General features: G+C 69.8%; 21 protein-coding genes. 11 read left to right on the top strand and 10 right to left on the bottom strand.

All coding sequences use genetic code 11. The annotated features are described in order from the left end of the window. Positions 1-80: 80 nt before the first annotated feature. Both A6048_RS10900 and A6048_RS10895 read right to left on the bottom strand, forming a co-directional pair. Complete coding sequence (locus tag A6048_RS10900; RefSeq protein WP_107749051.1) at positions 81-1,100, bottom strand: AraC family transcriptional regulator; 1,020 nt, start codon at positions 1,098-1,100, stop codon at positions 81-83. A gap of 88 nt (positions 1,101-1,188) precedes the next feature. Next, positions 1,189-2,565, bottom strand: coding sequence for a flavin monoamine oxidase family protein (locus A6048_RS10895; protein WP_162845742.1), 1,377 nt, complete (start codon positions 2,563-2,565; stop codon positions 1,189-1,191). 213 nt (positions 2,566-2,778) lie between these two features. On the opposite strand from A6048_RS10895, the gene A6048_RS10890 reads away from it, so the two are divergent. Then, positions 2,779-3,315: a hypothetical protein gene (locus A6048_RS10890; protein WP_107749018.1), complete on the top strand. Its 537-nt coding sequence runs from the start codon at positions 2,779-2,781 to the stop codon at positions 3,313-3,315. Positions 3,316-3,452: 137 nt separating this feature from the next. Here the strand turns inward: A6048_RS10890 and A6048_RS18405 are convergent, their stop codons facing one another. Continuing rightward, positions 3,453-3,614 (bottom strand): hypothetical protein, encoded by a 162-nt coding sequence (locus A6048_RS18405; RefSeq protein ID WP_162845743.1) that lies wholly within the window; start codon positions 3,612-3,614, stop codon positions 3,453-3,455. A gap of 282 nt (positions 3,615-3,896) precedes the next feature. On the opposite strand from A6048_RS18405, the gene A6048_RS10885 reads away from it, so the two are divergent. The 6 genes from A6048_RS10885 to A6048_RS10860 all read left to right on the top strand — a co-directional run bounded on the left by A6048_RS10885 (position 3,897) and on the right by A6048_RS10860 (position 8,989). Further along, positions 3,897-4,310 carry a GntR family transcriptional regulator gene (locus A6048_RS10885; RefSeq protein WP_107749052.1) on the top strand — a complete coding sequence of 138 codons (414 nt, stop codon included), beginning with the start codon at positions 3,897-3,899 and terminating at the stop codon, positions 4,308-4,310. Position 4,311: 1 nt separating this feature from the next. Next, the gene (locus A6048_RS10880) at positions 4,312-5,016 is read left to right on the top strand and encodes an ABC transporter ATP-binding protein (protein WP_235027446.1); all 705 of its coding nucleotides are present in this window, start codon (positions 4,312-4,314) and stop codon (positions 5,014-5,016) included. A gap of 110 nt (positions 5,017-5,126) precedes the next feature. Continuing rightward, a complete protein-coding gene (locus A6048_RS10875; protein ID WP_107749020.1) occupies positions 5,127-5,960 on the top strand; it encodes a hypothetical protein in 834 nt (277 codons plus the stop codon). Between the two features lie 162 nt (positions 5,961-6,122). Then, positions 6,123-6,920, top strand: a complete 798-nt coding sequence (locus A6048_RS18670; protein ID WP_244911004.1) for an excalibur calcium-binding domain-containing protein — start codon at positions 6,123-6,125, stop codon at positions 6,918-6,920. Positions 6,921-7,022: 102 nt separating this feature from the next. Next, positions 7,023-7,916 carry a S1 family peptidase gene (locus tag A6048_RS10865; RefSeq protein WP_159110206.1) on the top strand — a complete coding sequence of 298 codons (894 nt, stop codon included), beginning with the start codon at positions 7,023-7,025 and terminating at the stop codon, positions 7,914-7,916. Positions 7,917-8,035: 119 nt separating this feature from the next. After that, positions 8,036-8,989, top strand: coding sequence for a S1 family peptidase (locus A6048_RS10860; RefSeq protein ID WP_146166379.1), 954 nt, complete (start codon positions 8,036-8,038; stop codon positions 8,987-8,989). 11 nt (positions 8,990-9,000) lie between these two features. Here the strand turns inward: A6048_RS10860 and A6048_RS10855 are convergent, their stop codons facing one another. Next, positions 9,001-9,729 (bottom strand): PadR family transcriptional regulator, encoded by a 729-nt coding sequence (locus A6048_RS10855; RefSeq protein ID WP_107749023.1) that lies wholly within the window; start codon positions 9,727-9,729, stop codon positions 9,001-9,003. Positions 9,730-9,988: 259 nt separating this feature from the next. Here A6048_RS10855 and A6048_RS10850 point away from each other — a divergent pair, with 259 nt between their 5' ends. Beyond that, positions 9,989-10,852 (top strand): Bax inhibitor-1/YccA family protein, encoded by an 864-nt coding sequence (locus A6048_RS10850; RefSeq protein WP_107749024.1) that lies wholly within the window; start codon positions 9,989-9,991, stop codon positions 10,850-10,852. A gap of 198 nt (positions 10,853-11,050) precedes the next feature. Here A6048_RS10850 and A6048_RS10845 read toward each other — a convergent pair whose 3' ends face one another. From A6048_RS10845 to A6048_RS10820, 6 genes are all read right to left on the bottom strand, one after another. Next, positions 11,051-12,271 (bottom strand): acetyl-CoA C-acetyltransferase, encoded by a 1,221-nt coding sequence (locus tag A6048_RS10845; RefSeq protein ID WP_107749025.1) that lies wholly within the window; start codon positions 12,269-12,271, stop codon positions 11,051-11,053. 27 nt (positions 12,272-12,298) lie between these two features. After that, on the bottom strand, positions 12,299-13,495 hold the full coding sequence (locus A6048_RS10840) for an SGNH/GDSL hydrolase family protein (protein WP_107749026.1): 1,197 nt from the start codon (positions 13,493-13,495) through the stop codon (positions 12,299-12,301). Continuing rightward, positions 13,492-14,928 (bottom strand): McrC family protein, encoded by a 1,437-nt coding sequence (locus tag A6048_RS10835; protein ID WP_107749027.1) that lies wholly within the window; start codon positions 14,926-14,928, stop codon positions 13,492-13,494. The genes A6048_RS10840 and A6048_RS10835 overlap by 4 nt, the downstream gene beginning before the upstream one ends. Further along, entirely contained in the window at positions 14,925-17,165 is a 2,241-nt protein-coding gene (locus A6048_RS10830; protein WP_107749028.1) for an AAA family ATPase, read from the bottom strand. Before A6048_RS10830 ends, A6048_RS10835 begins: the two co-directional genes overlap by 4 nt. A gap of 92 nt (positions 17,166-17,257) precedes the next feature. After that, on the bottom strand, positions 17,258-17,755 hold the full coding sequence (gene greA, locus A6048_RS10825; RefSeq protein WP_107749029.1) for a transcription elongation factor GreA: 498 nt from the start codon (positions 17,753-17,755) through the stop codon (positions 17,258-17,260). 122 nt (positions 17,756-17,877) lie between these two features. Continuing rightward, entirely contained in the window at positions 17,878-18,342 is a 465-nt protein-coding gene (locus tag A6048_RS10820) for a DUF4307 domain-containing protein (RefSeq protein ID WP_107749053.1), read from the bottom strand. A gap of 115 nt (positions 18,343-18,457) precedes the next feature. On the opposite strand from A6048_RS10820, the gene mca reads away from it, so the two are divergent. From mca to A6048_RS10805, 3 genes are all read left to right on the top strand, one after another. Next, positions 18,458-19,381: a mycothiol conjugate amidase Mca gene (gene mca / locus A6048_RS10815; protein ID WP_107749030.1), complete on the top strand. Its 924-nt coding sequence runs from the start codon at positions 18,458-18,460 to the stop codon at positions 19,379-19,381. Then, positions 19,378-19,701 carry a hypothetical protein gene (locus A6048_RS10810; protein WP_107749031.1) on the top strand — a complete coding sequence of 108 codons (324 nt, stop codon included), beginning with the start codon at positions 19,378-19,380 and terminating at the stop codon, positions 19,699-19,701. Before mca ends, A6048_RS10810 begins: the two co-directional genes overlap by 4 nt. A gap of 78 nt (positions 19,702-19,779) precedes the next feature. Continuing rightward, complete coding sequence (locus A6048_RS10805) at positions 19,780-21,279, top strand: hypothetical protein (RefSeq protein ID WP_107749032.1); 1,500 nt, start codon at positions 19,780-19,782, stop codon at positions 21,277-21,279. The last annotated feature ends 14 nt before the right edge of the window (positions 21,280-21,293 follow it).

Raw genomic sequence — 21,293 nt, 5'->3', positions numbered from 1 at the left:
TACCGCTCCTGATGGTTCTCCGGGTGCCGTGGTTCGCCGGGTGCTTCCAGGATCCGGTGCCCGGGGGCGGAAAACTTGTGTCAGCGCGACAGTCTGGCCCGGCGTCGGAGCTCGCCGGGGGAGAGGCCGAACCACCGGCGCACGGCGTGGCTGAGCGTGGACTGTTCGGAGAAACCGACCAGGTCGGCGATCTGGGTGAAGGACAGGTCGGTGGTCGTGATGAACCGGTGAGACCGGTCTCGCCGCAGGTCGTCGACGACCCGTCCGTAGGTGGTGTCCTCGACGACGAGGTGGCGTTGCAGGGTCCGGGGTCCGATGGCCAGCGAGGCCGCCACCTCCGCGAGGGGCGGGACCCGCCCGGGCAGGCACTCGCCCACGGCGCGGCGAACCCGGCCGGTCATCGATCGGGTCGGGTCTGAGTACGAGCCCGTCAGGTGCTGCAGGGCGGCCAGGCGGATCTCCTCGTCCGCGGTGGCGAACGAGGCGTCCAGGATCCGGTGGTCGACACACAGCGCGGCCACGGGGCGGTCGAACTTGATGTCCGCGCCGAAGAAGTCCAGGTAGCGGGCGACGGGCGAGAGGGGCCCGTGGGGCAGTTCGACCGACCGGAGCCCTGGACGGCGACCGAGGAGCTGCACGGCCATCCGGTAGAACAGTCCCAGGCCCAGCTCGATCGCCTGCGGGGAATACGGCGACTCGGCCAGCTGCTTCCGATAGGTCAGCGCGATCACGCCGCGACGGCTCCACGGGTCGTCGTCGACACCGATCGTCAGCGCGGGGCTGTGGACGAACAGGAACCGCGCCGCACACTCGAGCGCCTCGGTGGCGGTGGAGCTGGAGCGGACCGCCCGGGCGACCGGGCCCAGGATGGAGAGGTCCTGTCGATCGGCCAGCCGCAGCCCGAAATCGGGACAGTCCAGCTCTGCCGCGGCGGCGTCGAGCATCTGGTCGTGTGCGGTGATCGACACCAGCCCGTCGTCGCCCTCGAGAACCTCGCGGGCGATGCCGTACCTGGTGAGCAGTCGGTCGGGGTCTCCGCCGAGTTCGCTGACCAGCGGACTGAATCCGCGCAGGCTGGCGGTGCGGATCAGCGGTTGCACACGGGCTCCGAGGGAGTCCCGGACTCCGAAGTGCTCAAGGACTCTGTGGTACTCGCGGACTCCGAGGTACACACGGACTCAGACGCACTCACCCGGGGGCCCCGATCTCCCCGGCCACCCGCTGGCCCGACTCGACCGCCCCGTCCATGTATCCGGCCCAGCGTGTGGCGGTCTCCGTGCCGGCCCAGTGGATCGGGCCGACGGCGCGGCGGAGATGGGGGCCGAAGCGGGTCAGCGTGCCGGGCGTGGCGAACGCGCCGTAGCAGCCGCGGCTGTACTCCTCCTCGACCCAGTCGCGCTCGATGTAGTCGATGGGGTTGCGAGCCCGGGGGCCGAAATAGCCGGCGAGATCCTCGAGGACCCGTGCCCGACGCTCGGCGGGACCCATGCGGGCCCCGGAGTCCGCGTGTCGGCCCTCGAGGAACCCGACCAATACGCCGGGCGGGCCGGAGTCTGCGGTGTTGGCGGGCGGGGTGTTGTCGAAGACGGTGCCCAGCGGGCGGGTATCGCTGTTCGCCTGCCCGCTCCAGCCGTCGGCCCGCCAGAACGGCTCCGGGTACACCACGTTGACCTTGATCACCCGGCCCATGGGCATCCGCTGGACCACCTGGTCGCGGTCGCCGGGCAGGCCGGGGGAGTAGCGGATCCTCGACGCGAGCGGCGGCGGCACCGCGATCACCACGTGCCGGGCGTGCACCACCCCGCGGGCGCTGTGCACCCGCGCCCCCTGCTCATCCCAGTCGATCCCGGTGACCGGGCTGTCGAGGAGCACCCGGTCACCGGCGTCGCGGGCCAGCTCGAGTGCGATGGCCTGGGCCCCGCCGACGATCCGGTCCTGCTGCGCCCCGCCGGCGGTGTCGACCAGGGCGTCGAGTCCGCCGGCGGCGCTGATGTAGAACCCCGCCCACAACGCGGACATGTCCTCGGGGCCCGCCGAGAAGACGGCCTCGGTGATCAGGCGGAAGAACGCCCGGCCGCTGCGGGTCCGGGCGGTGTGACGGAGCCAGGTGTCGAAGGTCTGGGCGTCCAGGCGATCGGCTCGGGCGGCCCGCCACGGCTCGGTGGGAGGGATGCCGGCGGCCATGCGGTCCAGCCGCCACTGGGTCTGCGCGATGTCGGCCAGAGCGGCAGGGCTGAGCCGCGGGATCCGGCCGGTGTACTCCGACCTGGCGCCGCCGAGCTCTGCGATGTGCCTACCCGCCACGTGGGTGGGGTGGGTCCGCAACCCCAGCTCACTGATCAGCGCGAGCACCCGGTGTTGGGTGGGGCCGACCCACTGGCCGCCGACCTCGATCGGGGCCCCGCCGGGCAGTGTCGCGTTGAGCAGCCGACCGCCGACGCGGTCCCGGGCCTCGAGGACTCTCACGTCGTGGCCCGCTCGGGTCAGCTCGCGCTCGGCGACCAGCCCGGCGATCCCCGCGCCCACGACCACCACGTCCACCGATGAGTTCACTGATGAGTCCATTCCGCGCCTCCCCTGTCGTGGATGTGTGGCAGAAGCGCACGTCGCCGCCGTCGAGCCCCGGGTCGTCACTCAGTATTCCCCGACCAGGTCGGCGGCTGTCCGAATTTGCGAGGGTGGGAGAGCGTCAGCTCTCCGGAGACCCGGGGCAGGACGGTGAAGGCAGGACGGTGAAGTCGGTGCCCCGGACCTCCACCGTCTGCGACCCTTGTCGGCATGAACACGGACGGGCGTTCTCTGCCGCGCAAATTTTGGCTCTCTCGGGGTGCGCCGTTGGATCGGGACCACGCGGCCAGCCGGATCAGCGCCTACATCTACGGCAACATCCTGGTGCTCGCGGCGCTCGTGCCGCTCGTACAGACCGAGAAGTACGTCGGCATCGCGATCGTGGTGGGCACCGCCGTGTCGACGTTCATCGCTCACGCCTTCGCCGAGGCGGTCGGTCACAGCGTTCGGGAGGGTGCGGCCTGGTCCCGCGCCGAGATGATCGCCGAACTGCGTAACTCGGTGCCGATCCTGAATTCGGCGGTGTTGCCGTCCCTCATCCTCGCGATCGGCTGGGTCGGAGTGTTCGAACTCCGCACCGCGCTGTTGCTCGCGGAGATCACCGTGCTGGTGCGGATCGGCGGGATCGTCTTTGTCATCGGTCGGCTCAACGGCGAGCGGCCCAGTCGGAGTTGGTTTATCAGCGCTGCGGCACTCACTGCCGTTGCGGCGACCATCGTCGTGGTGAAGATCGTTCTGACGCACTGATCGGCGCGCACTGATCGGCGCGCCATGGTCGTCGCGCCCTGATCGGCGCGTGCCGATTCGCGAGCAGTGATCCGCTGGTGTTGATCCGCGGTTTCCGCTCCGCTCGTCGGCGCCCCGCTTCTCGACGTGCCGCCCGGTTACCTGCCGAACATTCTCGCGAAGAACCCCTCCTTGGGCGCGGCGGCATGTCCGGGGCACCGTTGGGACTTGGGCACGCCGGACATCACCTGGTCCACGTGCATGCCGCACCCGGCCCACGTCGTCTTTCCACAGGTCTTGCAGGTAGCGGGTCGGCACATGGTCGTACTCCTCTGGTCATGGGATGGTCACGAGGTTCGCGGGGGTGTGGTTATCGCCGCGTCTCGCTCCCGAGAATACATACCCCATGGGGTATAGGCAACGCGCGCGCCGACGGTCGCGCCGGACCGGTTCGTGTCTCCGGTCGATCACGGCCCCGGCCGAGCGGGCCCGGAGTGGTGACACCCTGCGGCGGAGGCTTCTCCGTGGCCCCGCATTGACTTCTGCACACCGTGGTGTCACTGTATTAAGGACCTAATACAGCAACACGGATGGGGGCGGCGATGCAGTTCGACAACTCATCCCCGATCTGGGTGCAGCTCGTCGAGGAGTTCTCGCGGCGCATCGTGATCGGGGAGTGGGCGGCGGGCGCGAAGATGCCCGGTGTCCGGGAGTTGGCGGCCGACCTGGGCGTCAACCCCAACACCGCGCAGCGGGCGCTGGCCGAGCTGGAACGGCTCGAACTGTGCCGGTCCGAGCGGGCCTCCGGGCGGTTCGTCACCTCCGACGAGGCCCGCATCGACGAGGTCCGCGCCGACCTCGCCACCGAGGCCGCCGACGAGTTCATCCGGCGGGTCCGCGGCCTGCGGATGACGCACGACAAGGCGCGAGCGCTACTCGACAACAGATGGGACACCGATGAACCCGACACCGACGCACACCCGACCACTACCACCGACCAACAGGGAGAGCGCTGACATGTCCGCTCCCACTACACTCGTCGAGGCCACTGGCCTGACCATGCGCTACGGCGCCCTCACCGCACTGGACGGTCTGGACCTGAACCTGGCCTCGGGTCAGATCGTGGGCCTGCTCGGCGAGAACGGCTGCGGCAAGACCACGCTGCTCAAGATCCTCGCCGGCGTGCTCTCCGGTTACGAGGGCAGCGTGCGCATCGACGGCCATGCGCCCGGTCCCGAATCCAAGGCGCACGTGTCGTTCCTGCCCGACACCGGATTCCTGCCCGAGTCCGCGCGCGTGAGCTACTGCCTACGGCTCTACGCCGACTTCTTCGCCGACTTCCAGCTGGACAAGGCCCGCGACCTCATCGGGTTTTTCGGCCTCGCCGAGTCCGCGCGGCTCAAGGAGATGTCCAAGGGCATGCGGGAGAAGGTGCAGATCGCCCTGGCCATGTCCCGCGACGCGCGGGTGTTCCTGTTGGACGAGCCCATCTCCGGCGTCGACCCGGCCGCTCGGCAACTGATCCTCGACGGCATCGTCCGCAACCTGTCCGGGGACTCCCTGCTCCTCATCTCCACGCACCTCGTGCACGACCTCGAGCCCATCCTCGACGCCGCGGTGATGATGCGCCACGGCCGGGTCCTGCTGCAGGGCGACGCCGACGACCTCCGCGGCCAGCACTCCGCCAGCCTCGACCAGATCTTCAAGGAGACCTACCGATGACCGCGACGGGAACGGCAGAGATGAGAACGACATCGACAAGAACGGCAGAGATGAAAACGACAGAGATGAAAACGACAGGGATGAAAACGACAGGGATGAAAACGACAGGGATGAAAACGACGACGAGACTTCTCGCCCACGAGCGGCTGCGCACACGGGGGTCGCTCGGAACGACCTTCGGCGTGATCGCCCTGATCGGGGTCCTGGGCAGCCTGCTCGGGGCCACCGGATGGCCGGCGCTGTCCCAACTCGGTCTGGCGCTGGGCATGCTGGCCGCGGTCGTGGCGGTCCCGGCCGTCCAGTTGACCCTGGCCGCCGACTACTGGCGCACCGGGTACGGCCGGACCGGCTATTTCACGCACTCCATCCCGGTCCGCGGGTCCACGATCTTCTGGGTCAAACTGGCGTGGGCGATGATCGTGTCCCTGGCCGCACTGGTCCTCACCGCCGGGCTCGCACTGCTCGCATGGTGGGCGGCCGCGCGGCAGTCGGGGCTCACCTCGCCGTCGTACTCCGTCCTGTCCGACGCGTGGACCACGGTGACCGCGGCCGCACCGGCCTGGATGATCGCGGCCGGACTGATCGCGGCTCTCGCATCGTTTCTGATCTGGCCCGTCTACTACTACTTCTCGGTCTCCGTCGGGCACGAGCGTCGGCTGGCGGGACTGGGTGCCGGCGGGCCCGTGGTGGTGTTCGTGCTGGTCTATGTGGCCACTCAGCTTCTGTCATTGCTCGGCATGATCGTGCTCCCGTTCGGGGTGGGGGAGGCCGACGGTGAGACGCTGGGAATAGTGCGGTTCGACCTGCTCTCCGAGATGGCCGCCGGCGCCTCCGCGAGCAACAACGTCATGCCCGTCGGCTTCCTGGCCGCGTCGATCGTGCTGGTGGTCTTCTGCCTCTGGCGCACCGCCCGGTCGTGGAACCACAAGGTGGCCCTGGCCTGACTCGGGCCGCCGCCGTGCCCCTCCGCGGGAAGGCCCGGGACGAGGGGAGATGAGAAAACCTTTGGCTTCGGGACCAGGCTGGAGTACTGTTCACATTAACAGTCGGCGGGTGTTCCGCCCGGCCCTCGGGGTCCCCCTCGCCTCCCGGAAAGACCACCGCCCATGCCGATCGTCCTGCCCTCCACGTCGCATCCGACGCTCACCGAACCCGCCTACCTCAGGCCTCCGGTGTGGAAGCCCGTCCTGGCCTGGGCCGGAGTGGGGGTGGGCGCACTGATCGTCCTGGGCGGGGCGGCCTCGACGGGGGACGGTATCGCGGCGGTCGCGGCCTTGACCATGTTCGGCCTGGCGCTGATCCTGCCGGGCGGGTGGTGGTTGTCCTGCGAGAGCCGGGACAGGGCCCAGGCGGACGACGATCACCGGCTGGACTCGCAGGCCGCGCTGGCCCAGCAGTCGATGGCCGGGTACGTCGCAGCCGATGCGCTGGCCCCGTTGACCTGGCACACGCCACTCGATCCGGCCGCGAGACGATGGCCGGTGGTCGGCTCGGCCGCGTTCGCGCTGATCGTCGGGGCCATCGCGCTGATGCCCGCCGCGGAGGCCTCGCCCGCCCCCGCGGCGACACCGGTTCCGGCCACCAGCACCGTCACCACGACAGCGCCTGCCCGCGCCGCCGTGGCCTCCACCTCGGACTCCCCGTCGCCGAGCAGTGCGCCCACCCCGACCACGTCGCTCGAACCGGTCGCCCCGCCTCCGCTCGCGCCCGAGCCCGAACCGGTGGCTCCTCCGCCGCCTGCGCCCGAATCCGTCGTCACGCCGCCACCGGCCCCGGCGCAGCAGTCCACCTCCTACGCCAACTGCTCGGCCGCCCGCGCGGCGGGCGCGGCCCCGATCATGCGAGGCGAACCGGGGTACGCCCCGAAGCTGGACCGGGACAACGACGGCGTCGCCTGTGAGTAGCGAGCGACACTGGTGAGAAGAGTGCGGGCGGAGTAGCGTCCACAGTATCGACTATGAAGATTTGTTCATAGCGCTAAGGAAGTCGCCATGGACCTACGACCGATGTCAGCACTACCACTCGCGGCGGTGGTCCTCGCCACCGCGACGTCATGTGTCCAGGGCGGTGGGGGAAACCCGCAGGACGAGCAGAACGTCCCGGGGATCATCGAATCCACCTCGGCCGCCGCCGAGCCGACATCGATGAACCCGCAGAGGCTGGACGACTCGGTGGTGTTCCTCATGACCACTGTGTCCGGGTACGTCATGGACCCGGGCGGAGGGGACGGCGGCGTCAGGACCACCGGGGTGACGGCGGTCCGGACCTGCACCGGATGGATGGCCGGCGAGGGCGGGGAGATCGTCACCGCCCGGCACTGCGTCGGTCGGGACGAGGGCCGGGGCGCTGTGATCGCCTCCTATCTCGACGACAACGACGTCGCCGACGAAGGCTCTCTGGACGCCGAGGTCGAGATCCGGGTGAGGGCCGGTCAGCCCGACGTCGACGGCGCGACCATCACGGACTGGGTCACGGTCCGGATCGCCGACGTGATGCCGTCCGACAAGGGGGACCTGGCTCTGCTTCGCGTGTACGGGGTGGGCTCAGGCCCGATGCCGCCCGTGCTGGCGATAGCCGACGACGACCCGCAACCGGGCGACAGTGTCACCTCGATCGGCTTCCCCGGCGCCGGCGCCGACGTCTCGGAGGAGAAGGCCATCCAGCCCCCGTCGTTCAAGTCCGGGACCGTCTACACGAGGCGGGCCTCGCCGAGGGGGCTGGAGGGGTACGAGATCGACGCCGACATCAGTCCCGGAATGGCCGGTGGGCCGACCGTCGACGCGTCGGGTCGGGTGGTCGGCGTGAACTCGCACGCCATCCGCGGCGGCTACCAAGCGTTCAACATCATCACCGGCACCTCGGAACTGAGACGGTTCCTGTCCGACAACGGGGTGGGATGACCGGCTGTGGAGTCATGCACAGTTCTTATAAGAACGCTCTAGGGTTATGCGCGGCGCCGGCGTAGAGTCGGACTCGACTTGTTCGTGAGGATCCCCTCATCAGGCTAAAGGAACACGCCGTGAGCGCACGTCGATCGTCATTGTCACTGCTGGTCGCGGTCATGCTCGCCACGACGGCTGGATGCAGCTTCTCCCTCGGGACCGAAGACCCGCCGTCCTCGGAGGCGGGTTCGAACACCATGGGCGAGTCCGGGCCCGGTGCCGAAGAGGCGTCGATGAACCCGCAGGCCCTCGATGACTCGGTGGTCTTCCTCATGACCACGGTCAGCGGATATGTCCTGTTCCCGGGCGGGGAGAACGGCGAATACGTCTGGTCCGACGAGGTGACCGCCGTCAGTTCCTGCACCGGGTGGATGGCCGGTGAGGGCGGGGAGATCATGACCGCCGGGCACTGTGTGGACCAGGACGAGGGGCGCAGCGCCCTGATCGGCACCTTCCTCTCCGATTTCGACGTCACCGCCGAAGAGGTCGCCGATGCCGAGATCAACTGGAGCGTCGAGGGGCTCAAGGACGGCTCCGACATCGAGGTCGTGGTGGTGGCCAAGCAGCCGAACATCGACGGTGCCACCATCAACGACTGGGAACCGGTGCAGATCGTCGATGTGATGCCGTTCGAACAGGGTGACCTCGCGCTGCTCCGGGCCAACGGGCTGCGGGCGGACTCGCAGCCACCCGTCATGACAGTCGCCGACGAGGATCCGCAGACAGGTGACAGTGTGACCTCGATCGGATTCCCCGGGGCCATCGCCGACGTCTCCAACACGATGTCCATCCAGAACCCCTCGTTCAAGACCGGCACCGTGTCCTCGAGGCAGGTCTCGCCGCGAGGGGTGGCGGGATACGAGATCAACGCCGACATCAGCTCCGGTATGTCCGGTGGCCCGACAGTCAACGAGGCCGGACAGGTGGTCGGCGTGAACTCGTACACCATCCGCGGAGAGAGCCAGGCGTTCAACTTCATCACCACCACCGCCGACCTCCGTCGCTTCCTCGACAGGAACGGGGTGGACTGACCGGCAGGCGGTCAGTCGCCGGCGTCGGCCAGCAGCCCGTAGAGGCGCTTGCGCAGGGCGACCAGTTCCTCGGTCGCCGCGGTGCCGGCGGCCGGGTCGCCGGTCTGGACGACGGCCCGCACCGCCATGGCGGCCTCGCCGAACGCCTTCCAGAGCTCTGCGTCCCCGCCCAGTCGGGAATTGGCCTCCTCCGTCGCATCGTCCCACGGCGCGGGGCGGCCCTCGAGTTGCTCCACCTCGGCGCGGCCGGCGTCCGTGAGCTGATAGTGCTTGGGGCCGGTGTCCTCCGCGGGACCGATGAGGCCCTCGTCCTCCAGTAGTGACAGCGCCGGATAGACCGCGCCCGAGCTGGGACGCCAGGTGCCGCCACTGCGCTCGGCGAGTTCGCGGATGATCCCGTAGCCGTTCTGGGGCCCCTCGGCCAGCAGCAGGAGCGCGCCGTGCCGGACATCTCCTCGTCGTCGTCGCCTCTGGTGGCCGCGCCGCATCCCACGCCCCTCGTCGAACGGGCCGAACGGACCGCCGGGCCCGAACGGTCCGCCCGGCCCGAACGGACCGCCGGGCCCGAATGGACCGCCCGCCCCGAACGGGCCTGCGCCGCCACCGTGCTCGTGGCGACGGCCCCTGTGGTGGCCGCGCAGATGGCCGGGGCGGCCGCCACGTCGGGGATGTCCGCCCCGGCTCCGTGCTCCCGGGGGGCCGAAGTCGCCCGGTCCGTGCTCGACGTCGTCGCTGTGCATCGTCGTCTCCTTCTGTCTCGCTGACGTGGGCACCCCTTCGGTGCCCGACTGCCATCGAGTATCTGCAATGATCTAAAGAATGTCAACGACATATCGTTAACGGGTTGGTGTGATGGACGTCTGACCAGTCGGGCAGGATGGGGGTCGACGCGGGGAACACTCAGGTGGGTCCACGCGTTGAACCAGTACGAGTGATTCGTCGGTGACCCGGCGGGGACTCTCGATAAACGACCTTCCCCGACAATCCGAAGGGACCTCGATGCGCAGCAGTAGCAATCCGGTCTTCAGCTCGCTGTCCCAGGACAGCGCGCGTGGCGCCACCCAGCTCGGTGGCGCCGGCCGTGCCACCTTCCAGCAGGGCCAGTACGGCCAGCAGGGCTTCGGCGCCCAGCCCGGTTACGGCGCCCCCCAGGCCCATCCGCAGTTCGACACGGACACGCGGCCCATGACGATCGATGACGTCGTCACCAAGACCGCCACGACCCTGGGCCTGCTCAGCATCGTCGGCGTGATCGCCTTCTACATGATCAGCGTCAACCCCGGCCTGCTCTTCCCGCTGCTGCTCGTCGGCGGTATCGGCGGCCTCGTCGTGGTGCTCATCGCCACGTTCGGCCGCAAGATGGATTCCGCACCGATCACGCTGGCGTACGGCGCCCTCGAGGGCCTGTTCGTCGGCGCGGCCACCTACCTGTTCACCGCTGACCTGCAGGGTGGCGGCGTCCTGGGTGCTGTGGGCGCGGCGATCCTCGGCACCATCGGTGTGTTCGTGGGCATGCTCTTCGTCTACAAGACCGGCGCCGTGCGGGTGACCCCCAAGTTCACGCGCTTCCTCACCGCCGCCATCGTGGGCGTGCTGTTCGCGGCACTCGGCAGCATCCTGCTGAGCTTCTTCACCGGCGGCTCGAACCCGCTGTACGACGGTGGGCCCATCGCGATCGGCTTCTGTCTCCTGTGCATCGGTCTGGCCGCGTTCAGCTTCCTGCTGGACTTCGACAACGCCGACCGCCTCGTGCGCGCCGGTGCCCCCAACAAGATGGCGTGGGGCGTCGCGCTCGGCCTGACCGTCACCCTGGTCTGGCTGTACATCGAGATCCTGCGTCTGATGAGCTACTTCCGCGACTGACTAGCGCGGGCGGTAGCCCTGCCTGGTAGCTCCGGCTCCGGCTTGAATCGACCAGTGGCCCCGGCCCCCTGCGAAGGGAGCCGGGGCCACTGTCATTTCCGGGGGCCCCACCAACGAGAAGAGCGTTCCGAACACCCGGCTCTCGGGCGATGTGTTCGGAACGCTCTTCTCGACGCAGCTTTCGGCGTCAGCAGGGGATCAGCTGAGGCGCTCGAGCACCATCGCCATGCCCTGGCCGCCGCCGACACACATGGTCTCGACGCCGAACTGCTTGTCCTGGGCCTGCAAATTGTTGATGAGCGACGCGGTGATGCGGGCGCCGGTCATGCCGAACGGGTGGCCCAGCGCGATGGCGCCACCGTTGACGTTGAGCTTGTCCTCCTCGATTCCCAGCTCGCGGGCGGAGCCGATCACCTGGACGGCGAACGCCTCGTTGATCTCGAACAGGTCGATGTCTGACACGGACTTGCCGGCGATCTTCAGAGCGTTCTTGACGGCCTGGACCGGGCCGAGGCCCATGATCTCGGGGGACAGGCCCGAGACGCCGGTGGAGACGACGCGCGCGAGCGGCGTGAGGCCGAGCTCCTTGGCCTTGACGTCGGACATGATCACCAGGGCGGCGGCGCCGTCGTTGAGCGGGCAGCAGTTGCCGGCGGCGATGGTGCCGTCGGGACGGAAGACCGGCTTGAGCTGCGAGATCTTCTCGTAGGTGGTGCCGGGCCGCGGGCCGTCATCGGTGGAGACCACGGTGCCGTCGGGCATGGTGACCGGGGTGATCTCGTTGGCGAAGTGGCCGTTCTCGACGGCGGCGACGGCGCGGTTCTGCGAGCGAACGCCCCAGTGGTCCTGCTCCTCGCGGGTGATGCCGGTGAGCTGCGCGACGTTCTCGGCCGTCTGGCCCATGGGGATGTAGACATCCGGCAGCTGGTTGTTCTCACGCGGGTCGGTCCAGGTGGGGGCGCCACCCTCGGCGCGCGTGCCGGTGAGGGCCTCGGCGTCGGCGAAGATCGGGTTGTGGGTGTCCGGCCAGTGGTCGGAGGTGCCCTTGGCGAAGTTGGTCACGGTCTCGACACCGGCCGAGATGAACACGTCGCCCTCGCCGGCCTTGATCGCGTGCAGCGCCATGCGGGTGGTCTGCAGCGAGGAGGAGCAGTAGCGGTTGACCGTGGTGCCGGGGACGGTGTCCAGGCCGGCGAGCACGGAGACGACACGGCCCATGTTGAAGCCCTGCTCGCCACCCGGCAGGCCACAGCCCAGCATGAGGTCGTCGATGTGGGTGGGGTCGAGGGAGGGGACCTTCGCCAGCGCGGCCGTGACCATCTGAGCGGCGAGGTCATCCGAGCGGATACCCACGAGGGATCCCTTGTTGGCGCGCCCGATCGGGGAACGGGCGTACGAGACGATTACGGCTTCCGGCATGGAAAGCTCCTTCGTTGCAGGTGGGTGCTATGTGTGGTCGAGTGGGGGATCCGGATCCGACGGATCCCGTGCGGAGCGGGTCAAGCGCAGGATCCGGCTCCGGCGGCGGAGGGTGTCCGCAGCCTCGCGGGCATCGCCCGTGCTCTCGGGGTCGCCGTCCACGTCCTCATTATGCAGGAACGTGTTCTCGCCGGCGTCCTCCGCGTCCTCGTGCGTTCGGACGAAGTCGGTGAGGCGTTTGGTCAGCCGGGCGACGACGGACTCGCGGTTCGCTCCGGTGGAGCCGTCCTCGGTCGCCTCGGCGGAGGTGGTCGCACTGTCGGCGGCGAGTTCCGCGGCCTCCAGGGAGGCGGCGGCCTCTTCGGCATCGTGCGGCAGCAGTTCCTCGGGGACCTCGTCCCACACACCGAGCGCCACGCACACGGCGGGCAGGAGCAGACCGGCCATGAGCTCGTAGCCGTCCGAGTTGGGATGGAAGCGGTCGGGGGAGAACAGGCTGTCGGCGCGGGCGTGGAACTCCGGTGCCAGGGCCTCCGCGAGGAACACGGGCGTACCGCCGGCCTTGTGCACCTGCACGGTCTGCGCGGCCGCCAGCCTGCGGCTGAGCGTGGCCATGACGGTCCGGAGCGGCTGGGGGACGGGCTTGATGGTGCCGAGGTCGGGGCACGTGCCCACCACGACGGACGACCCGGCCTCGCGGAGGGCGCTCACCGCCTCGCCCACGCGCTTGGCGGAGGGGCCGATGGAGTTGCGTGCGGTGATGTCGTTGCCGCCGATGAGGATGACGGAGATGTCCGGCTTCCCGCCGGTCACGTGGACCGCGTCGATCTGCCCGGCCAACCCCTTGGAGGTGGCGCCGACGATCGCCTTGCTGCTCAGGCGCACGTTCCACCCGGACTCCTCGGCCAGCCCGCGGGCCAGCAGGACCCCGGGGACCTGCCCGGCATCGGCCGCACCGAGGCCGGCTGCCAGCGAGTCCCCGAAGATCATCATGTGGGCGTCGCACGTCATCCCGGGCCGCCACGGCTCGGCGGTCTCGGCGCCGGGCCGGTAGAGGCCGTCGCCATCGAAGGGCCAGGAGGTGGGCTTGGGGATCACCCGACGGGCGATCCTGGCCTGCTGCGCGAGCAGCTCGTACGCGCCCCGGTAGGCGCCGACGGTACCCACCGCGACCAGGGCGAGGTTGACGACGATCTTCCGGGCCGGATCTTCTGATTGGCTCATCTGGCGTGGCGTCTCCCCTCGGTGTGGTGGCGGGCGGTGTGGTGGCGGGCGGCGGTGCGGTGGCGGGCGGGGGGTTGCGCCGCGAGCTCGCGGGCCTGTTCCGATAGTTCGACGATAGTCCTGCGGGCCTCGGCGGGCCCCATCGAGAGGTCGACCGGATACTCGACGATCGAGATGTCGGTGTGCACGATCCGCCGGGGTTGTGGCGCGTCGTTCCGTCGTTGGGCCGGATACACCAGGTACGCGCGGTCCACGCCGAGCGCGGTGCAGGCCGCCAGCAGGCGGTAGTGTTCGGCGGCGCGGGCACGGCGGTCGGTGGGGTAGGTGGGGACGAAGGTGGTCACCGGCTCGCCGTCGACCTCGTACACCAGTCCGGTGCGCACGGAGATGTGGTCGCCCTCGGTGGCGGGAGCGCTGTGGCGGCCGGACCGGCTCCGGGTGGCCCCGTCGGCGTGCCCTTCCCCGGCACCATTCCCTGCAGCACCTCTCTCCCCGGCGCCACTCTCCCCAGCGCCTGTCTCCCCAGCGCCACTCTCTTCGACACCGGAGTCCAGGTTGACGACGGGGTTCTGCAGCAACCGGCCGCCGCAGCCGTCGAGGGCGGCGGTCAGCTCGGCCTCCACGAATCGCTCGAACAGCGCCGGCATCTCGGTGACGAACGCCGCGGACGCCGCGTGACCGTCCTCGACCTCCACCGAGATGCGGCGCACGATCCGGTCGGCCAGGGTCAGCGCGTTCTGGAACCGGGCGTTGAGCCGGGTGGGGGTCCAGGAGGGGACCGGCGCGCCCTGGCCGATGAGCGACGCGTCCGCCAGCCGGGCGTCCACCATCGCCAGCCGCCGCCGGGTGGCGTCCGGCAGGTCGGGCAGGAACTGCAGGCGGTGCGCGGCGGTGCGCAGGATGCGGTTCTCGGCGATGTCCGGGGTGAACTCCGAGTAGGTGACCTCCAGGGGGATGGTCATGCCCGGGTGGCGGCGGATCTGGTCTCCCAGACGGATCCGGCCGCGCACGGTGGTCAGCGCCTCGTCGACCCTGCGGTACCCGCGCAGCAGACCGGACGACAGGGCCTGGTGCGCCAACGCGGCCATGGACTCGGCCACGGAGACCCACAGCTCGTCGTCGTCCCTCGCCTGAACGGCCGACGGGAGGAATGCGTTGTCGGCCGCGTGGTCGAGCAGGAAGAACAACTGCGTCAGGCCCAGGTTGGCCGCCGGCAGGACCCGCACTGACAGACCCTCGACGCGGACGGAGCCCACGCTGCCGCTCGGGATCAGTCGCCAGGTGTCGCGGCCGGCGGGCAGGACCTCCACGAGCCCGGTCTGGGACAGGTGTTGCGCGCCCTCCCAGCTCAGGGTGACGAGCCGGCCGCGGCGGTCGAACTCGTCGAACTCGATGGTCTCCGACGCCGCGGAGCCCGCCGAGGCGGAGATCACGCCCGGCCGATCTTCCTACGCAGTGTCGCGAGGCCGAAGCGCTCGTGGACCTCGGCGCGGGACAGTCGCCCGTAGTAGTGCTCCTCGAGCAGCGGGAGGAGGTCGTAGCGCCAGATCGCCTCGAGCCCGCCGGGCGCCGTGGCCCGGTCCTTCATGAAGTACGACGGGCCGATCCGCAAGTCGCGGTCCGAGTCGTCGATCTCGGAGTTGAGCGCCTCCAGCAGGTCCGCGGGCTCGGAGGTCACTCCGCGCGCCTCGAGGTGACGACGCAGCACGCCCGCGACAGGCGGGGTGTCCGGGTGGAGTTCCATGAACGCGAACCGGCGACGGATGGCCGCGTCGACCATCGCGATCGACCGGTCGGCGGTGTTCATGGTGCCGATGATGAACAGGTTGCGTGGCAGCCGGAACGAGGTGTCGGGGCTGTACTGGGGAAGGACCGTGCGGTCGCGGTACTCGAGCAGGAAGTACATCTCGCCGAACACGCGGGCCAGGTCGGCGCGGTTCATCTCGTCGATGATCAGGAAGCTCGGGTGCTCGCGCCCGGAATCGGACGTGGCGCGCGCGGCCTGTCGGCGCAGCGGGCCGGCCTGCAGGGCGAAACCGGGCTGGCCGGACTCGGTGAGCGTGGGCCGGTAGCCCTCGAAGAAGTCCTCGTAGGCGTAGCTGGGGTGGAACTGGACCAGCTGGACCCGGCTCGGGTCGTCGGCGCCGGCGAGGAACCGTGCGAGCTCCTGGGCGAGGTAGGTCTTGCCGGTGCCGGGCGGACCGTAGAACACGATCTGCTGCCGCTCCTGCAGGGTGTCCACGATCTCCTGCAGCTCCTTGCGGGGCATGTGCAGGCTGTCGGCGAGCTCGTCGGTGATGTCGGGGAGGGTGGGCACCGTCCCGGCGCCCGGGGCCTCGGCGACCTGCGACTCGGCGGAGTGACGGCCGGGGTGCATGGTGGCGAGCAGGGCGTCCAGGCCGTCGGTGAGGTCGACGACCGTCCCGGGCTCGCCGATCAGCTCGGAGAGCGGGCTGGGAAGGGTGTCCAGGTCGAGGGTGACCGAGTGCCACCGGACGGAGCGCTCGAGTTGCTGGCCGCCGTCCTCCACGTAACCCAGGTCGTCGGTGAGGGTGCCCAGGTGCAGTTTGGCGTCGGCGACCGTGGCCACCACGTCCTGCGGGCTCATCCGGGACAGGAAGGTGTGCAGCTCCGCGGTGAGCTGGAACCGGGCCTGGTAGTCCAGGTGCGGGTAGCCCTGCTCGACGGCCTGCGACACCTCGAGTCGGCTGGCGTGTGCCGGGATGCGTGGCAGGTGCGAGGCGGGCAGCGCGATGCGGTTCTGCGCGACCCACTGCCCGGCCTGGCCGACACCGCCGCGGCCGGGGCGGACCAACCAGGCCCGGCGCGAGTGGTCGTCGCGGTGGCGCTGCCACTGGTTGGCGATGGCGCCCCGGTACCAGTCGACCGGCTGCCCGAGCTGGGCGGAGAGGGTCTCGGCGATGCGGTGGAGGTCCTGGTCGATGTCCAGCTCGTCGATCCCGGACGGGCCGCCGATGAGTTCGGCGAAGGCGTCGCGGATACGGGTCTTGTGCTCGTGCTTGACGATCGGCTGGAAGTACCCGGGCCAGGCCAGGTACTGCAGGCTGTAGCGGATGGCCCGCCAGTCGCCGGGGGTCGAGCGGGCGGCGCGCTGGAACTCCCACGGGTCCGTCAGCGCCGCGTCGCGCTCGGCGGACTCCAACTCGGCCCAGTGGATGACGAACGTGCACAGCCACCGCAGGTGCTCGCGCATCTGGACGTTGAAGCCGAGACCGCCCGTCAGCGGGCCCTTCTCGCCGAGCGCGTCGTCGAGGACCTCGGGGATCTCCGGCGCGTCGTCCATCCAGGACAACACGTCCCGGATCCGTCCCCGCTTGAGTCGGGCGGTGACCGTGGACAGCGGCAACTGCTGGATGTAGAGCAGTTCGGCGGCCAGCAGCACCACCGGACGCGGGGCGCCCTCCAGCTGATCGTGCAGGGCCTGCATCACGGGGGAGCGGGTGGAGTCCCCGGGCTGCTCGCCGGTGTTCTCCTCGGTGTCGCCGTCCAGCCGCCGGACCAGCTCCTCCGCGACCTCGGGGGTCCAGGTGTAGAGCTGGTCGTCGAAGGGCGACTGCCCGGTGCGCAGCGCCGGTCCCAGGACACGCTCGGCCGCCGCTTCGATCTTCGGTGCCGGGCCGAATGGCCTGTCATGGGAACCGTCTGTCACGTGGGACTCCTGGAAACGCCGGCGCGGGATCGGGCTGGTCGATCCGGGCCCGATAGTCGTCAAGAACCTACCACCGGGCCCGTCGGAGCCGGTCAGCTCTGGTACGGCTCCGCGGTCACGATCGTCACGGAGACGGACTTGCCGTTGGGGGTGGTGTACTCACGGCTCTCGCCGACCTTGGCGCCGAGGATCGCACGGCCCAGGGGGGAGTCGGGGGAGTAGATCTCCAGGTCGTCCTTGCCGGAACCCTCGCCCCGGGTGCCGACCAGGAAGGTCTCCTTGGTGCCCTCGTCGCCGTTGTAGTAGGCGCGGACGACGGAGCCCACCAGGGCGACGCCGGTCTCGGTGGGCGTCTCGCCGACCTGGGCGGTGGCCAGCAGGTCATCGAGCTGACGGATGCGGGCCTCCTCCTGACCCTGCTGCTCGCGCGCGGCGTGGTATCCGGCGTTCTCCTTGAGGTCGCCCTCCTCGCGCCGCTCGTTGATCTCGGCGGCGATGACCGGACGGTTGGCGATCAGCGCCTCCTTCTCGGCCATGAGGCGGTCGTACGAATCCTGGGTCAACCAGTAGCCCTGGGTGTCGTTGGCCATGAGAGCGCACTCCAATCTGTTCGTGTGTGTGCTGCTGTACGAAAAACACGGCCCCGCGAAAGGAGCCGTGCTGATGGGTCGATGCTAACACAGCGGTGACCTGGATCGGGCCCGCAGAACCCCTACCGGCGCAGGTAGTCGGGTACGTCGTCTCCGCAGCCGTAGACGTCGGCCACGAACGCGCGGGACGAGGTCGCGATGGACATGTCGACCTGGATCGCGCTGTTGGCCGACGGGGGCACGTACACCTCCCGGCGGCCGACCTCCCCCTTGGTCTGGTCCTGCGCGCGGACGATGCAGTAGGCGGCCGTTCCGGGATCGTCACGGGTGACCGTCAGCACCACGTCGGTCCGCGAGTCGTCGACGACCGTCACCCCGATCACCTCGCCGGAGATGTCGGGTGTGGCGCTGAGCCGATAGCCGGCGACGGCGCCGGCCACCACGAGGGCGCCGACGAGCAGAACCAGGAAGCCGGCGACCACCTTGCCGGTCACGCCCGACCCGGAGTCGTCGTATCGCCCCGTCAGCGGGGCCCCTGCGGCCTGCGACGCGGCGTCCGACGGGGCGTCCGACCTCGGCTCACTCATGGTCACAGGGTATCCGGGGGCGGTGGGTGGACCGCCCCGGGGGCACCGGAGCCCGGTGAGTCCATAGAATGGGGCATCAACAACTACCGAGCTCTGAAGAACAGTAGGTGGGACGATGGCCGGTCTCCGGCTGATGGCGGTGCACGCGCACCCCGACGATGAGGCGTCCAAGGGCTCCGCGACCATGGCCAAGTACGTCGCCCAGGGCGTGAACGTACTGGTGGAGACGTGTACCGGCGGGGAGCGCGGCAGCATCCTCAACCCGGCGATGGACCGCCCCGACGTGGTGGCGGACCTCGTGGGCGTACGGCGCCGCGAGATGGCGCGCGCGGCCGACATCCTGGGCGTCGACCACCACTGGCTGGGCTACGAGGACTCGGGTCTGCCCGAGGGGGACCCGTTGCCGCCGTTGCCTCCCGGATGCTTCGCCCTGGCCGACGACGACGAGGTCACCCGCTCCCTGGTCGCCAGGATCCGGGAGTTCCGGCCGCACGTGATCATCACCTACGACGAGAACGGCGGGTACCCGCACCCGGATCACCTGAAGGTGCACTCGGCGTCGATGGCCGCCTACGAGGCCGCCGCGGACCCCGCGCGCTACCCCGGGACCGGCGAGCCGTGGGCGGTGGCCAAGGTCTACTACACCCACGGTTTCCCCAAGAGCCGTCTGGAGCTGCTCGACGACGAGCTGTTCGCCCGCGACGGCGTCCGCCACTTCGCCGAGTTCCTGTCCCGCTGGGGTGACCGTCCCGACATCATGGAGCGGGTGACCACCCGGGTGGAGTGCGCCGACTACTTCGAGCAACGCAACTCGGCACTGTTGGCCCACGCCACGCAGATCGATCCCAACGGCTGGTTCTTCGCCGCCCCGGTCGAGATGCAGCAGCGGGTGTGGCCCACCGAGGAGTTCGAGCTCGCGGCAAGCCGGGTGGCCGTACCCGAGCGGGCTGAGGGAGAATACGAGTCAGACCTCTTCGAGGGCGTCGACCCGTACGTCGCGCTCCCGGTCGGACCGAGCACGAGTGAGGACCCGAGATGATCACCCTGGGACCGGACGTCCAGATCCTGGCGCACCAGGCGGTAATGGTCTTCGCTCAGAACCAGTCGCCGGGCACCCCCGGGTACAACGACCACCCCATGGGCCCGGAGTTCGGTAAGGCCTCGCCGATCGGGATCCCGGTGGTCCTTCTCCTGCTGATCGCCACGGTGCTCCTGATCCGCAACATGAACAAGCACATCAAGAACCTGCCCGAGACCTTCGACACGGATCACCCCGAGCCGGACCAACTGGCCGACGAGGGCACGGACCGTGCCGGCGTCGAGGACGGCACCCCGGGCGCCACCGCCGACCCGCGCTAGACCCCGCGCTGGACCCCGCGGGGTACCCCCGCCCGGATCTGCGGTCGTTCGAGGTCAGACCCGGTAGGGTTCCCACACGTGTTCTCGCTCCGCGCTTGTCGCGTCCCCGCTTCACTGTTCGTCGTCGCCGCGTTGGCGTTCCCCGCCCCGGTCGCTGCCCAGACCGTCGTTGACGGGTCGACCCTCGGTGTCGCGGAGGTGCTGGAGTTCAGTGACCGCAGCGCAGAGGTCGCGGTCCCCGTCCCGGTCCCGGACGGTCTGACCCCCCGGGCACTGGTGACCACGGTTCAGATCCCCGTTGATCTCGAACGCGGCCACCTCGAGGCGTGGTCCGGCGACCTGCTCCTCGACCGGATCGAGCTCTTCGGTGACGAGGACTCCATCCGGGTCACCATCCCGCTCGAGCGTGGGAGCGTGCGCAACGGGGTGCTGGACCTCACCCTGCGCACGGTTCTGCACTCCCGCGGCGAGGCCTGCCCGGACTGGACGGAACGGGCCATGGTCCTGCGCGACTCCGAGGTGGAGTTCGACGGCGAGCCCGAGGCGCCCGCTGTCCTGGCAGACTTCGTGCCACCGGTGCTGCAGCGGTTGGAGATCTATCTCCCGGACGAGCCCAGCATCGCGGAATCCCAGGCGGCCGCACAGCTGGCAGTCCTGGCGGCCTCGAGGTTCGGGCGACGCGACCTGGAGGTCGAGATCCTCCCGGCGTCGGGCCCCAGGGGACCGTCCGACTCGCAATTCACCCGGCGGGCCGAGATCCGGGAGTCCGATGAGTCCCGGATCGAACTGACCGACGATGCGGTGCCCACCGTGCTCGTGCTCGGTGACCCCGCCTCCCTGGGTCGTCAGATGCGTTCCGTGACCAGCGACCTGTGGTCCCTGGCGGTGTCCGATTCGGTGACCCTGGATTCGCCGCTCCCGGCGCCGCGCGCGCTGGTGACAGAGGGCACGCTGAACGAGCTCGGGATCGGCTCGCGTTCCGCCCGGTCAGTCGGGTCGGTCGAGGCGGAATTCGGGCTCGATCAGACGAGCCTGGCCACGGTGACCGGGGACGTGACGATCGATCTGGTCGGGTCGTACTCGCCGCCGCCTTCGGACCGCAGTGGGCTCATCGTGGTGTCCGCAGGGCAGACGGTGCTCGATTCCTGGACCGCCGATCAGTCCGGCGTCATCGAACGCACCGTGTCGATCCCCGAGGGCGCGCTGGACCGGTACACCGACATCTCGGTCTCGCTGCAGACGGCGGGAGCTGGCGCCGCGTGCGGGGTGCTCCAACCGTTGACCCTGCTCGTCGACGGGTCGTCCCGTGTGCGACTCGGCGAGCCGACGTCCCCGGCCCCGGCCGGGTTCGGTTCCCTCCCGCAGGCGCTCATGCCGCGATTGCAGGTGGCCACCGTGAGCGGCTCCCTCGAGGACACCGCGCGAGCGGTGACGATCCTCGCCGAACTGCAGGCGCTATCCGCCATCCCACTCGTGCCCGAGTGGGTGACCATGGAGACCCTCGTGGACGGGGAGGTCCCCGGAGTGCTGGTCACGTCCGATCAGGCGCCCTCGGATCTCAAGCTGCCCTCACCCTGACCAGCGGCCGGACC

This window comes from Dietzia psychralcaliphila, assembly GCF_003096095.1.
Classification (GTDB): Bacteria; Actinomycetota; Actinomycetes; order Mycobacteriales; family Mycobacteriaceae; genus Dietzia; species Dietzia psychralcaliphila.
The sequence above is the reverse complement of the archived record's forward strand: the minus strand, read 5'-3'. Positions and strand labels throughout refer to the sequence as shown.

Coding starts and splice junctions, on each gene's coding strand:
- A6048_RS10895 (WP_162845742.1), bottom strand. CDS start 2,565: ATGGACTCATCAGTGAACTCATCGGTGGACGTGGTGGTCGTGGGCGCG.
- A6048_RS10890 (WP_107749018.1), top strand. CDS start 2,779: ATGAACACGGACGGGCGTTCTCTGCCGCGCAAATTTTGGCTCTCTCGG.
- A6048_RS18405 (WP_162845743.1), bottom strand. CDS start 3,614: ATGTGCCGACCCGCTACCTGCAAGACCTGTGGAAAGACGACGTGGGCC.
- A6048_RS10885 (WP_107749052.1), top strand. CDS start 3,897: ATGCAGTTCGACAACTCATCCCCGATCTGGGTGCAGCTCGTCGAGGAG.
- A6048_RS10880 (WP_235027446.1), top strand. CDS start 4,312: ATGTCCGCTCCCACTACACTCGTCGAGGCCACTGGCCTGACCATGCGC.
- A6048_RS10875 (WP_107749020.1), top strand. CDS start 5,127: ATGAAAACGACGACGAGACTTCTCGCCCACGAGCGGCTGCGCACACGG.
- A6048_RS18670 (WP_244911004.1), top strand. CDS start 6,123: ATGCCGATCGTCCTGCCCTCCACGTCGCATCCGACGCTCACCGAACCC.
- A6048_RS10865 (WP_159110206.1), top strand. CDS start 7,023: ATGTCAGCACTACCACTCGCGGCGGTGGTCCTCGCCACCGCGACGTCA.
- A6048_RS10855 (WP_107749023.1), bottom strand. CDS start 9,729: ATGCACAGCGACGACGTCGAGCACGGACCGGGCGACTTCGGCCCCCCG.
- A6048_RS10850 (WP_107749024.1), top strand. CDS start 9,989: ATGCGCAGCAGTAGCAATCCGGTCTTCAGCTCGCTGTCCCAGGACAGC.
- A6048_RS10845 (WP_107749025.1), bottom strand. CDS start 12,271: ATGCCGGAAGCCGTAATCGTCTCGTACGCCCGTTCCCCGATCGGGCGC.
- A6048_RS10840 (WP_107749026.1), bottom strand. CDS start 13,495: ATGAGCCAATCAGAAGATCCGGCCCGGAAGATCGTCGTCAACCTCGCC.
- greA (WP_107749029.1), bottom strand. CDS start 17,755: ATGGCCAACGACACCCAGGGCTACTGGTTGACCCAGGATTCGTACGAC.
- A6048_RS10820 (WP_107749053.1), bottom strand. CDS start 18,342: ATGAGTGAGCCGAGGTCGGACGCCCCGTCGGACGCCGCGTCGCAGGCC.
- mca (WP_107749030.1), top strand. CDS start 18,458: ATGGCCGGTCTCCGGCTGATGGCGGTGCACGCGCACCCCGACGATGAG.
- A6048_RS10810 (WP_107749031.1), top strand. CDS start 19,378: ATGATCACCCTGGGACCGGACGTCCAGATCCTGGCGCACCAGGCGGTA.